At 62.4% G+C, this 12,747-nt stretch carries 9 protein-coding genes and 1 pseudogene; 3 read left to right on the top strand and 7 right to left on the bottom strand.

Annotated elements, in window-relative coordinates; all coding sequences use genetic code 11:
* Positions 1-125: 125 nt before the first annotated feature.
* From adeC to LG385_RS16510, 3 genes are read right to left on the bottom strand one after another with little or no spacing between them, the layout of a single operon-like run.
* Positions 126-1,577 (bottom strand): AdeC/AdeK/OprM family multidrug efflux complex outer membrane factor, encoded by a 1,452-nt coding sequence (gene adeC / locus LG385_RS16520; protein WP_225775150.1) that lies wholly within the window; start codon positions 1,575-1,577, stop codon positions 126-128.
* Positions 1,574-4,723: an efflux RND transporter permease subunit gene (locus tag LG385_RS16515; RefSeq protein ID WP_225775149.1), complete on the bottom strand. Its 3,150-nt coding sequence runs from the start codon at positions 4,721-4,723 to the stop codon at positions 1,574-1,576. The genes adeC and LG385_RS16515 overlap by 4 nt, the downstream gene beginning before the upstream one ends.
* A gap of 3 nt (positions 4,724-4,726) precedes the next feature.
* Positions 4,727-5,869, bottom strand: coding sequence for an efflux RND transporter periplasmic adaptor subunit (locus LG385_RS16510; protein WP_225775148.1), 1,143 nt, complete (start codon positions 5,867-5,869; stop codon positions 4,727-4,729).
* Between the two features lie 226 nt (positions 5,870-6,095).
* Here LG385_RS16510 and LG385_RS16505 point away from each other — a divergent pair, with 226 nt between their 5' ends.
* Positions 6,096-6,758: a TetR family transcriptional regulator gene (locus tag LG385_RS16505; protein WP_225775147.1), complete on the top strand. Its 663-nt coding sequence runs from the start codon at positions 6,096-6,098 to the stop codon at positions 6,756-6,758.
* Here LG385_RS16505 and LG385_RS16500 read toward each other — a convergent pair.
* The 3 genes from LG385_RS16500 to LG385_RS16490 form a co-directional block, all read right to left on the bottom strand.
* Positions 6,738-8,153 (bottom strand): MDR family MFS transporter, encoded by a 1,416-nt coding sequence (locus LG385_RS16500; protein ID WP_225776267.1) that lies wholly within the window; start codon positions 8,151-8,153, stop codon positions 6,738-6,740. The genes LG385_RS16505 and LG385_RS16500 overlap by 21 nt on opposite strands.
* A gap of 181 nt (positions 8,154-8,334) precedes the next feature.
* Positions 8,335-8,511 (bottom strand): hypothetical protein, encoded by a 177-nt coding sequence (locus LG385_RS16495; protein ID WP_181117182.1) that lies wholly within the window; start codon positions 8,509-8,511, stop codon positions 8,335-8,337.
* A 72-nt stretch (positions 8,512-8,583) separates the two neighbouring features.
* On the bottom strand, positions 8,584-9,525 hold the full coding sequence (locus LG385_RS16490; protein ID WP_225775146.1) for an AraC family transcriptional regulator: 942 nt from the start codon (positions 9,523-9,525) through the stop codon (positions 8,584-8,586).
* Positions 9,526-9,859: 334 nt separating this feature from the next.
* Here LG385_RS16490 and LG385_RS16485 point away from each other — a divergent pair, with 334 nt between their 5' ends.
* Positions 9,860-10,186, top strand: a complete 327-nt coding sequence (locus LG385_RS16485; RefSeq protein ID WP_225775145.1) for a putative quinol monooxygenase — start codon at positions 9,860-9,862, stop codon at positions 10,184-10,186.
* Here the strand turns inward: LG385_RS16485 and LG385_RS16480 are convergent, their stop codons facing one another.
* Positions 10,187-10,804 carry a flavin reductase family protein gene (locus LG385_RS16480; RefSeq protein WP_225775144.1) on the bottom strand — a complete coding sequence of 206 codons (618 nt, stop codon included), beginning with the start codon at positions 10,802-10,804 and terminating at the stop codon, positions 10,187-10,189.
* A gap of 1,108 nt (positions 10,805-11,912) precedes the next feature.
* Between LG385_RS16480 and LG385_RS25475 the strand changes: the two are divergent.
* A pseudogene (locus tag LG385_RS25475) lies at positions 11,913-12,745 on the top strand (energy transducer TonB).
* Positions 12,746-12,747: the final 2 nt, after the last annotated feature.

Below are 12,747 nucleotides of genomic sequence, written 5' to 3'. Positions count from 1 at the left end.
TGACAAGTCTATGACAGCCCTATGACAGCGAAGGGCGCTGGCAGGCTTGCGAGAGGAGGCGAGAGGGGTGGGCAAAGCGGCGCCGCTAACTGTAAGGCAGCTAGCGGCGCGGGGGCAGAAGAGGGTTAACCCTTCGGCGTTTCAAGCGGGGCGTTGTTGGCCTGGCCGGTACGCTCATACCAGCCGCCACCCAGTGCCTTGTACAGGTTCACTTCGGCGGTGAGCTGCGACAGGCGATCGCTGATCAGCGACTGCTGGGCACTGAACAGCGAACGCTGTGCGTCGAGCAAGGTCAGGTGGCTGTCCACGCCAATGCGGTAACGGCGGTCGGCCAGCCGGTAGTAATCCTCGCTGGATTTCACCAGGTCGCGCTGTGCCTGCAACTGATCGGTGTAGGTCTTGCGCGCCGTCAGTCCGTCGGACACTTCCTGGAACGCGGTCTGGATCGCCTTCTCGTAGTTGGCGACGTTGATGTCTTTCTGGATCTTGGAGTAATCCAGGCTCGCTTCCAGCGCGCCGGCATTGAAGATCGGCAGGCTGATCGCAGGGCTGAAGATCCAACGCCCGGAGCCTCCCTTGAACAGCCCATCCAGGTCGGCGCTGGCAGTACCGGCGCTGGCGGTAAGGCTGATGCTGGGGAAGAACGCCGCACGCGCCGCGCCAATGTTGGCGTTTGCCGCCAGCAGGTTGTGCTCGGCCTGAAGGATATCCGGCCGGCGGGTCAGCAGATCCGATGGCAGGCCAGCCGGCACTTCGCTGAGCAGGTCTTCATCCAACCGCTGCGGCGCAGGCAGGTCGGCCGGCAGCGGGCCGCCAACCAGTACAGTGAGGTTGTTCAGGTCCTGGGCTACCTGGCGCTGGTACTGCGCCAGGTTGGCGCGGGCGCCTTCCACGGCGGTACGCGCCTGGCTCAGGTCCAGCGCCGACGATACACCCACTTCCGCGCTGCGGCTGGTGAGCCGCAGGCTTTCTTCGTACGCCTTGAGGGTGTCCTGGGTGAGCTGGTACAGCTCCTGGTCGGCCTGCCAGGTGAGGTAGGCGTTGGCCACGCTCGCCACCAGGCTGATTTGCGTGGAGCGCCGCGCTTCCTCGGTGGCGAAGTAGCTTTCCAGAGCTTGCTGGCTGAGGCTGCGGATGCGCCCGAACAGGTCCAGTTCATAGGCCGAGATGCCCAGCGTGGCTGCGTAGCTGCTGGAAATGCCAGCCCGGCCGGTGGTGGACAGGTCGGCCGGGTTGCGCTGCCGGGTACCCGCGGCGTCGGCGGTCACCGCAGGCAGCAGGTCGGCCCGCTGAATACGGAACTGCGCGGCATAGGCGTCGACGTTCAGCGCCGCGACCCGAAGGTCGCGGTTGTTCTGCAGCGAGGCCTCGATCAGCTGTTGCAGGGCCGGGTCGCGGAAGAACTCGCGCCAGCCTTGCTCGGCCGCGGCAACCTTGGCCGCGTCGGCCGGCGCATAGGCCGGGCCCTGCGGGTATTGCGCAGCAACCGGGGCCGCCGGCTGCTGGTAGTCCGGGATCAGCGAACAGCCGCTCATCAGCGCAGCGGCGATCGCCAGGGACATCAGTGACTTGCTCATTGGCGAGCCTCATCAGGTGTAGGGTCGCTTGGTTTCTTGCGACCATGGAATACAGACGATACGGCAACGAAGAACATCGGTACCCAGAAGATCGCCAGGATAGTGGCCGTGATCATACCGCCGATCACGCCCGTACCGATGGCGTGCTGGCTGCCCGAGCCGGCACCGGTGGAAATCGCCAGGGGCACCACGCCGAGGATGAACGCCATGGACGTCATCACGATCGGCCGCAAACGCATCCGGCACGCCTCTACGGCTGCGTCCAGCAGGCTCTTGCCTTGCTCGTGCAATTCCTTGGCGAACTCCACGATCAGGATGGCGTTCTTCGCCGCCAGGCCCACGGTGACCAACAGGCCCACCTGGAAGAACACGTCGTTGGACAGCCCACGCAGGCTGGTGGCAATAAGCGCACCGATTACACCCAGCGGAACCACCAGAATGACCGCGATCGGGATCGACCAGCTTTCATACAACGCGGCCAGGCAGAGGAACACCACCAGTACCGACAAGGCGTAAAGCGCAGGGGCCTGGGAGCCAGACAAGCGCTCTTCGAACGACAGGCCGGTGAAGCTGTAGCCGATACCTGTTGGCAGCTGCTTGGCCAGCCGCTCCACTTCGTCCATGGCTTGGCCGGTACTGTAGCCAGGTGCCGGGGTACCGAGGATTTCTTCCGCCGCTACGCCGTTGTAACGGGACAGCTTGGGAGAACCGTAGCTCCATTCACCCGTGGCGAACGCGGAGAATGGCACCATTTTCCCGGCCGTATTGCGCACGTACCACTTCTCGAGGTCTTCAGGGCGCATGCGGCCGCTGGCATCGCCTTGCACGTACACTTTCTTCACCCGACCACGGTCGATGAAGTCGTTGACGTAGCTGCCGCCCAGTGCCACGGACAAGGTGCTGTTGATGTCCGACAGGCTCAGGCCCAAGGCGCGGGCGCGTTCGTCATCGATGGTCAGTTGGTACTGTGGCTCATCGCTCAACCCGTTGGGGCGAACGCCCGCCAGGATCTTGCTCTGCGCGGCCATGCCCAGGAACTGGTTACGCGCTTCCATCAGCTTGGCGTGGCCAACCCCGCCCTGATCCTGCAGGTAGAAGTCGAAACCGGTGGCGTTACCCAGTTCCAGTACCGATGGGGGTACTACCGCGAAGGTCATGGCGTCGCTGTAGCCGAAGAAGTGTTGTTGGGCACGCTTGGCCACTTCGAATACGCTCATGCTCGAGTCACGTTCGTCCCACGGCTTGAGCATCACGAAGGCCAGGCCGGAGCTTTGGCCACGGCCGGCGAAGTTGAAGCCGCTCACGGTGAACACGGATTTGACCGCCTTGCCTTCGCCGTTATCGGCATCGAGCAGGTATTCGCGGGCGCGGTCCAGCACCTTCTGAGTGTTTTCGGCCGAGGTGTTGGGCGGGGTCTGCACCTGGGTGAAGATCACGCCCTGGTCTTCCTCGGGCAGGAAGGCTGCGGGAATGCGAGTGAACAGCCAGGCCATGGCGGCCACGATCACGATGTATACCAGGAATGCTGGCAGGCGGTGGCGGATCATGCTGCCCACGCCGCGCTCGTAACGCACCACGCCGCGGTCGAAGGTGCGGTTGAACCAGCCGAAGAACCCACGCTTGGGTTGGCCGTGGGTTTCAACGTCGGCCTGCTTGAGCATGGTCGCGCACAGGGCCGGGGTGAACACCAGCGCCACGAACACCGACAGGGCCATTGCCGATACGATGGTGATGGAGAACTGCCGATAGATCACACCCGTAGAGCCGCCAAAGAAGGCCATGGGCAGCAATACGGCGGACAGTACCAAGGCGATACCCACCAGCGCGCCCTGGATCTGCCCCATGGATTTGCGGGTAGCTTCCTTGGGCGACAGGTGCTCCTCGCCCATCACCCGCTCCACGTTTTCCACCACCACGATGGCGTCGTCCACCAGCAGCCCGATGGCCAGGATCATCCCGAACATGGTCAGCGTGTTGATGGTGAAACCGGCGGCGGCGAGGATACCGAAGGTGCCCAGCAGTACCACCGGCACGGTCATCGTGGTGATGATGGTGGCGCGGAAATTCTGCAGGAACAGGTACATCACCAGGAACACCAGCACGATGGCTTCGATCAGCGTGTGCACCACGCCAGAGATCGACTCCGTCACCACTGGGGTGGTGTCGTACGGGAACACCGCTTCCACGCCCTGCGGGAAGAACGGCTTGAGGTTGTCGATCGTGGCGCGGATTGCCTTGGCGGTGTCCAGCGCGTTGGCGCCAGTGGCCAGCTTGATCGCCATGCCCGAAGCCGGCTTGCCGTTGAACTGAGCGTTGATGCTGTAGTTCTCGCCGCCCAGTCCGATGGTGGCGACGTCACGCAGGCGTACCTGAGAACCGTCGGTGTTCACCTTCAACAGGATGTCGCCGAACTGCTCGGCGGTCTGCAAGCGGGTTTTGCCGATGATGGTCGCGTTCAGCTGAGTGCCGGGCAGGGCGGGTAAGCCGCCCAACTGGCCGGACGATACCTGCACGTTTTGCGCGGTGATCGCCGAAGTCACGTCCAGCGGGGTGAGCTGGAAGTTGTTCAGCTTGGCAGGGTCCAGCCAGATACGCATGGCGTACTGGGCGCCGAACACCTGGAAGTCTCCCACGCCCGAGGTACGGGAAATCGGGTCTTGCAGGTTGGACACGATGTAGTTGGCCAGGTCGTCCTTGGTCATCGAGCCATCGTTGGACACCAGGCCGATCACCAGCAGGAAGTTTTTCACCGCCTTGGTCACGCGCAGGCCCTGCTGTTGCACTTCCTGCGGCAGCAAAGGCGTGGCCAGGTTCAGCTTGTTCTGCACCTGTACCTGGGCGATGTCCGGGTTGGTGCCCTGGTTGAAGGTCACCGTGATGGTCATGCTGCCGTCGGAGTTACTCTCCGACGAGATATAGCGCAGGTTATCGATGCCGTTCATCTGCTGCTCGATCACCTGAACCACCGTGTCCTGCACGGTTTGCGCCGAGGCGCCCGGGTAGTTCACGGCAATGGCGATGGCGGGCGGCGCGATGGCGGGGTACTGGTTGATCGGCAGTTTGAGGATCGACAGCCCCCCCACCAGCATGATCACCAGCGCGATCACCCAGGCGAAGATCGGCCGATCAATAAAGAACTTCGACATGGTTTACTCCTTCTGGCCACCGGAGGCGGCCGGCGCGCTGGCGGGAGCATCCGCTTTCGCTTCATGCGCCTTCACTTCAGCACCTGGCTTGACGTACTGCAGCCCTTCGACGATGAGGCGATCGCCGGCCTTGAGGCCGTCCTCGATCAGCCAGGCATCGCCCACGGTGCGGCTGGTTTTCAGCTGGCGTTGCTCGACCTTGTTGTCGGCGCCCACCACCAGTGCGGTCGGGGTGCCTTTGAGGTCGCGGGTCACGCCGCGCTGCGGCGCCAGGATCGCGGCCTGGGCTACCCCGGCCATCAGCTCGGCATGCACGAACATGCCCGGCAACAGGGTGTGCTCGGGGTTAGGGAACACCGCGCGCAGGGTCACGGAGCCTGTGGTTTCGTCCACCGACACTTCCGAGAACTCCAGCTTGCCTTCCTGGCCGTAGAGCGTGCCGTCCTCGAGCTTGAGCTGAACCTTGGCCGAGTTGTTGCCGGCTTTCTGCAGCTGGCCGTTTTCCAGCGCGCGGCGCAGCTTGAGCATGTCTGCGGTGGACTGGGTCACGTCCACATACATTGGGTCCAGCTGCTGGATGGTCGCCATGGCGGTGGTTTGACCATTGGTGACCAATGCACCTTCGGTGACGGCCGAGCGGCCGATGCGGCCGGAGATCGGCGCTAGCACCTTGGTATAGCGCAGGTTGATCTGGGCGCTCTTGAGGGTGGCTTCCGCTTGCAGCTGTTGCGCGCGCGCCGTGTCGTATTCCTGCCGGCTCACGGCCTGCTCGTCGATCAGCTGCTTGTAGCGGTTGGTGAGGGTGCGGTATTGCTCCACGCTAGCCTGGGCGTTGGCCAGGGTTGCTTCGTACACCGAGGGGTCGATCTGGTACAGCTGCTGGCCGACCTTCACATCCGCGCCTTCCTGGAACAGGCGCTTGAGGATGATGCCATCCACCTGCGGGCGAACTTCAGCCATGCGGAACGCACTGGTGCGGCCCGGAAGCTCGTTGGTAAGGGTGACGGTCTGCGGCTGAAGGGTGACCACGCCAACCTGAGGAGCCTGTGCAGCGGGCGGTGCCGCTTGTTGCTTCTCGCAGCCACTGAGCAGTGTGGCCAGGGCGACGGCGGATACCAATGCGGTAACAGCTGGCTTGAATTGCATGAAGATCCTCGGGGCGGAACGCGGAAGACGCTCAAGAGTAATGGAACGAAGGATTTGTAACATCTAGATAAGTAGCTTACTAACGAATATACTTACGTTCGCGGCTGTTTGTAAATAGGTGTTACCCCGACAAATTGCCACATACCGATCACCCGCCCGCGCCTCACCATAATAAAAAGCGCTGGCCCGCTTCGCCTTTGGCGGAGCGCCCCATGAGGTCACTGCCATGGTTCGCCGTACCAAAGAAGAAGCGCTGGAAACCCGCAAGCAGATCGTAGAAGCCGCCGAGCACGCCTTTTATGAGCGCGGCGTGGCCAATACGACGCTCGCCGATATCGCTGCCCGAGCAGGGGTGACCCGGGGAGCGATCTACTGGCACTTCAGCAACAAGGCGGACGTGCTTCAGGCGTTGCTGGACAACCTCAGCGAGCCACTGGAAGACCTGGCCCGTGCCAGCGAGAGCGTGGATGAGCCGGACCCGTTGGGCTGCATGCAGGCACTGCTTGTAAAACTTTTTCAAGGCGTTTCCCTCGACCCCAAGACCCGGCGCATCAACGAAATCCTGTTTCACAAATGCGAGTTCACCAATGAGATGTGCGACCTGCGTCAGCAGCGCCAGGCCGTGACTGCCGAATGCAACGAGCGCATCGAGTGCACGTTGCGTAACGCAGTGAACCGGGGACAGTTGCCGCCCACACTCGACACTCGCCGGGCCGCCCTGGCGCTTCATGCTTTCATTGACGGCCATATCAGCCTCTGGTTGCTGCTACCCGACAGCCAGCGCCTGGATGAAGAAGCGCCGCGGCTGGTGGCCTCGCTGCTGGACATGCTTCGCTTCAGCCCGGCCTTGCGAAAGGACGAATGGCCATCAGCCGCGACCGCGCAGTAAGCGGTTCGGCATCGCCAGCGCCGCCGCCAGGCCCAGCAAGGCTATCGCCGCGCTGATACAGAACAGCAAAGTAAAGGCATCGGCTACCTGATTGCGGCCGCCATCGGCCTGAGCATGGGCCGCGGCCAGGCTGTCCAGCAACACATTGCCATGGGGGCTGGTGGCGCTATCGCCCGCGGGGCCGAGTAAAGCCAATAAAAGCGCAGACATCAAGGCGATACCCACCGCGCCGCCCAGCGAGCGGAAGAGGTTGGTGGTGCTGGTGCTCACTCCGATATCGCCCGCTGCTGCGGCATTCTGCGCCCCTACCAGAGACGTTGGGAACTGCAGCCCCGACGCAATGCCTGTCAGCAGCATGAACAGGCAGCTCAACCACAGCGTGGACACGGGCGTGTAGGCCATGCCCAGCACGCTAACCGGCATAAGCGCCGCACCGGTGAGGATCACCGGCTTGAAACGGCCGCTGCGAGCAGTATGCCGCCCGCCGAAGAACGCGCCGATCGGCAAGCCTATGGCCAGCGGCAACAGGAATAGCGCAGCGGTATCGGCGCCTTGCCCGGTCACTGCCTGGAAACGTAGCGGGGCCAGCGTCGATAAAGAAATGGCCTGGAAACTGGTGAAAAAGACCGTACACCAGCACAGCACGGCCGAGCGGTCGGCAAATAGCCGCATGGGCAGCAGGGGCTCGATAAAGCGCCGCTCGTGCCAGATAAATATGAGCGCCGCCAGGGCACCGGTCGCCAGCAGGGAAAGTACCGGCGTGCTGGTCCATGCAAGACCTTGTCCCACCTCGGTGATGCCCAGCAACAGGCTGCCCAGCCCCACGATCATCAACACGGTGCCAAGGTAGTCGATACGGGCTTGGCGCTGCGGGGTGTGCAGGCCGGCCAGCGTCTTGCGCATGAACAGCCAGGCGCCCAGGCCCAGCGGCAGATTCAGCCAGAACACCCAGCGCCACGACAAATGCTCGGTCATCAGCCCGCCCACCACCGGGCCCGCGACGCTCGCCGCGGCATACATGCTGCTGAAGTAGCCTTGATAACGGCCACGCTCGCGCGGTGGCACCACGTCGCCAATGATCGCCTGGCTCACCGAAACCATGCCGCCGGCGCCCAACCCCTGCACAATGCGGGCGAATACGAGCTGCTCCATGCTCTGTGCAAGGCCGCACAGCACGGATGCTCCGGTAAATACCCCCATGCCGATCAGGATCATGCGCCGACGGCCGTACAGGTCACCGAGCTTGCCGTAGATCGGCGTAGCGATGGTCATGGCCACCATATAGCCGGAGATTACCCAGGCCAGTAGCTCCACATCGGAGAACTGCGCAGAGATGGCAGGCATGGAGACGGCAACGATGGTTTGATCGAGCGCGCCGAGAAAGATCGCGCTCATCAGCGCAATAAGGACATCCCGCAAGGCGGGAGCGGAGGGGCTGGAGTCGTTCACGGGCTGGCGGATTCGCAGTCACGTCCCGGCCGGGCCGGCCTGGGCTGACCCCGGAGTCTACTAAAGCCGATGCGGCGCTTCTATGAACTTTGTGACAGCCGATACCTTGCGCCAGCCCTCGCGAACGTCATCGGAGCGAGCTGAACGAGGGGTTCTGGGAAATGCACAGTGCGTAGCTGCACCCGGTGTGGCTTCGCTGAGCCGTGCGCAGTTGTTCCACGCGATAGACGGAAGCGCCGTACAGTGTGACCACCAACGCACCCGCCGTGCCGTAAACCAAAGCCGTTTTTATTTTTGTGTTCATGGCCGTTCCTCCACTGCTTGCCATGATTCAAGCGTAGGCCGGCGTGCGGGGAGTGCAAGCGCAAGCGGTGGCTCAGCCGGTACTGCTCAAGGTTGCGGTTTTCAGCCGCGCCATGTCCCGGCTTGGCGGCGCACCGAACAGTCGGCTGTATTCCCGGCTAAACTGGGAGGGGCTTTCGTAGCCCACCCGGTAGCTGGCCACCGACACATCCATGCCTTCGATCAGCATCAGCCGGCGGGCCTCTTGAAGGCGCAGCTGTTTCTGATATTGCAGCGGGCTCATCGAAGTCACCGCCTTGAAGCGATGATGAAGGGTGGACACGCTCAGGTTCGCCCGGCGAGCGAGCGCGTCGATCCGCAGCGGTTCGCTGAAGTTGCCGTTCAGCCACTCGATGGCCTGCGTTACACGGTGGGTCTGGCTGTTGGCCTGGGCGATTTCATACAGCCTGTGGCCTTGAGGGCTACGCAGCAGGCGATACAACACCTCGCGCCGGATCAGGGGCGCCAGCACCGCCAGGTCTCGCGGCGTGTCCATCAACCGTACCAGACGGAGGAGGGCATCGAGCAGATCGGGGCACAGCCGGTCCACGTACAAACCGCGCCCGGTGGGCCGGGCGGGAACGCTCAAGGGGCCGGCATCGGCAATCAAGGCAGTGATTTCAGCCGGGTCGATATCCAGCCGTAGTGACAGGCTGGGATTATCCGGCGCGGCTTCCAGGATGCGCCCGCTGATCGGCATCGCTACCGAGACCACCATATAGTTGAGAGGGTCGTAAATGTAGCGCTCGTCCCCCAGCGTCACTTCCTTGCTGCCATGGGCCAGCACACAGAGCGCAGGCTGAGCCAACGCCGGTAGCGAAGAGGTGGAATGCTCATAGCGTACAAGCACCAGGCCAGGCACGTCGGTCTGGCAGAGGGCCTCGCCATTGGTGTGGCGGCGAATCACATCGGCCAGTTCAGCGCGCTGGCGTTCCAGTGCCGCATCGGCGGCAAGCCGGGGCTGGGAATCGTGCATGGCGGGGGCTCCGTGTAAGTTACGGGGTATAGCCTATAAACAAGCAAATGATGAGGGTAGGCCAATACTGCCTGCTGCTTGCCTGATCCTGCCGCAGCGCCGGCTGGCAGGTTGGATACCACCTTGTTTGCCGCGTACTGGATTGCACAGAACCCCAAGCGGCCTCGGTTGGCAGTTTTGTGGTGAGGCGGGCGCGTCAGGTTCGGGTTCGCAGGATCAGGCAATCTGCCCGCAGGATCGGTCTACCGACCATTGCGCAGTGGGGGCTAAGGTGACCCTGTCAGCAATTCCCCCGGCCATCACGTTGGCTGGGCTGGACTCAGGGAGCCTTACCATGACTCAACAGCCTTTGATCAGCCACCGCGCAGCTATCCGTACCTGGCCAGGCCGCTCCGGCGCTGTAGGCGAGCAGCTGGCCCGGCTGGTGGAAGCTACCCGGCCTTTGGCCGGATGCTTGTCCATTGCCGCACGCCGCGAGCCGAGCAGCTTGCATACATGGCACTTGAGTATGTGCTGGGAGGACCATCACGCCTTCGCCACCTGGCTTGGCAACCCGGCCGCCGCGGTGTTCACCGACCTGCTGAACCAGCGGCTCATTCAGCAGATCGACATTCAGCCTGGCGAGCCCACGGCGCAAGCCGAGCTGCGTCGCGCTGGTTGATTACACTTGAGGGCGGCGCATCTTGAACAAGTTGCCCAGCTCGAAGTAATCCGCCGGCCCACCACCACGCAAAATCGGCCGGGCGGCCGCAGTGTCGTACACGCCGTCCTTGAGCAGGTCGCGGCGAATGTGCACGGCAACCACTTCCCCAAGGATCAGCCAGCTAGGCACGGTTTCCCCGTTGGCACGCTGCAACTGCACGATCTGGGTGAGCTTGCATTCGAAGGATACCGGCGCTTGCGCTACGCGCGGCACACTGATCACCCGGGACGGCGCGGGTGTCAGCCCGCTAAGGGCGAACTCGTCTATTTCCGGCCCCACGGCCGCGCAGCTCTGGTTCATCGGCTCGGCCAGTTCAAAGGTTGCCAGGTTCCAGGCGAACTCGCCCGTAGCCTCGATGTTGTTGAGGCTGTCCTTGCGGCCGACGCTGCTGAAGCCAATGATCGGCGGGATGTAGTTGAAGCCGTTGAAAAAGCTGTACGGCGCGAGGTTGAGCACACCGCTCGCGCTGCGCGAGGACACCCAGCCAATGGGGCGCGGCCCTACGATGGCGTTGAACGGGTCGTGAGGCAGCCCGTGGCCATTGGCGGGTTCGTAGTAATGAAAATCGTCTTGCATCGGCTTTACCTTGATAAAGGAGGGCGAAGTGAGCTGCCTTATTGGACCGCATATTAAAGCCGAGTTGCCATCTCTGGCACCCGGCTTCCCACTCAATGCATCCGATCTGGTACGAACATGCCAACTTTGGCACAAATTTTCCTACCGTAAACGAAGCGCAAGCTGTGGATCCCGAAATCCGGGGCCGAAGGTGCAGCCGGTGCACCACTTGCCATCAACGGACAGTCATCCTGTTCATTCGCGGTGCAGAATGCCGTCAAAAGCGGTCGTTTTGCAGGAAATGGAAATTGGCCAATGTTTGAAGTCTGCTCATCGTTCGTGCCGTTCTCGCTCCTCTGCCTCACCTCCCATGCCCATCCTGCCTGCGCCTGGCTTCCCATGCCGGGGCTGACTCGGCCCTCGGCCACCCTCGCGCCCTACCGCAACTATCCACCTGGAATACCGCCGGGGCGCTAAGCCTCCTTCGACAAAACGCGCTGCGTTCATATAAGGCTGGAAGAGTCGATTCCGCCCGGCGTGTACTTTATTTCGCTTATAAAACCGTATGCATTTCTATTCAGGCGGCATGGGGAGCCTGTGCCCTTCCTTTTGTTGTGGTCAAGGAAGTAGTGGATGGTCAGATAAAAAACGAGACGCACCATTTGCGCCCGCGCCTTTAAGGATTGGTGCATTTTTTAAAAGTGTTGTGGAGCGTGCGGCCCCGGTTGTTTATTGACTGGCTGGTCACGCCGCCGCGCAGCCTACTAAATGTTTTTTAAAAGCCCGCTGCCCAGGGAAGGGCAGATTTTCGCCCATGAAAAGTGAAAGTTACAGAAATGCGACATGAATTTAGCTATCGAACTGGAGCGGCTCTACGGTAGGGTTTCTGGCACAGCGGTTGCTCTGTAACAAGGTGTAAATGGAGCCATAGCTATCTGTACAAAGCTGTTTAAGGAGGCATTCCGTGAAACGTTCGAACTGATGCTGTCTCTGCACTGAATAAACTTTCGCAACTATCTTTGCGGGAGTGCGGGTACATGTCGCCGTATTAAAAGTGCCAAGCACATTCAAACATTCAAGGATGTTTGGAAGGATTCCTTTTGCCCTTCATCCAGTAGAGGGAGCGTTAATGAGTGACGCGGTAAGAAAGAAGCCTCCACACTTTATGTTGGCTAAAGAACGAACGTCGGCCTGGGACGCTGTTCAGTTCAGAGCTAACACTTCAACGCCCGGTACTCTAAAGAAACCCCAGGTGCTGCTGTTGTTGGCCGTTTCCCTGCTGGTACATGGGGGCGCCTGGTGGTTGATACAGCATCAGCCAGCGCCACTGCCCGAGGTTGCGCCGCAGGTGCCGGAAATGACCGTGGAGCTGACCAGCCCCACACCGCCTACACCTGAGCCACCGCCACCCGAGCCGCCGCCACCGCCTCCACCACCTCCGCCCCTCCGCCGCCAGCGCCAGAGGAGGACCCGGACGCCCTCAAGCCGCCACCTAAGCCTGTGGAAAAAAAGGTGGAGAAGCCCAGGCCGGTGCCCAAGCCGCAGCCGGTGAAAAAGCCCGCAGCGCCGACGCCGCCCGCGCCAACCCCGGCGCCAGCCGCAGCCACGCCGCCAGCGCCACCGGCTCCCACGCCGGCCCCCGCTGCTCCCGCCGCGCCAGTGCCCGCGCCTGTGAAGGAAACCGCCGCGGTGTCTGGCCTGGCAAGCCTGGGCAATCCGCCGCCGGAGTACCCCTCGTTGGCGCTACGGCGCAATTGGGAGGGCACCGTGGTGCTGCGCATTCAGGTGCTGGCCAACGGGCGTGCCGGGACGGTGGAGGTGACCCGCTCCAGTGGCAAGCCTCAACTGGACGAAGCAGCGGTCGCTGCGGTGCGCAACTGGAAGTTCATTCCAGCCAGGCGCGGGGACACGCCCATCGACGGGTTCGCCACCCAGACCATCGACTTCAAATTGCCGCAATAACT

Source organism: Pseudomonas sp. Marseille-Q5115 (assembly GCF_916618905.1).
Lineage (GTDB): Bacteria > Pseudomonadota > Gammaproteobacteria > Pseudomonadales > Pseudomonadaceae > Aquipseudomonas > Aquipseudomonas japonica_A.
This window is presented reverse-complemented; position numbering and strand designations above follow the sequence as displayed.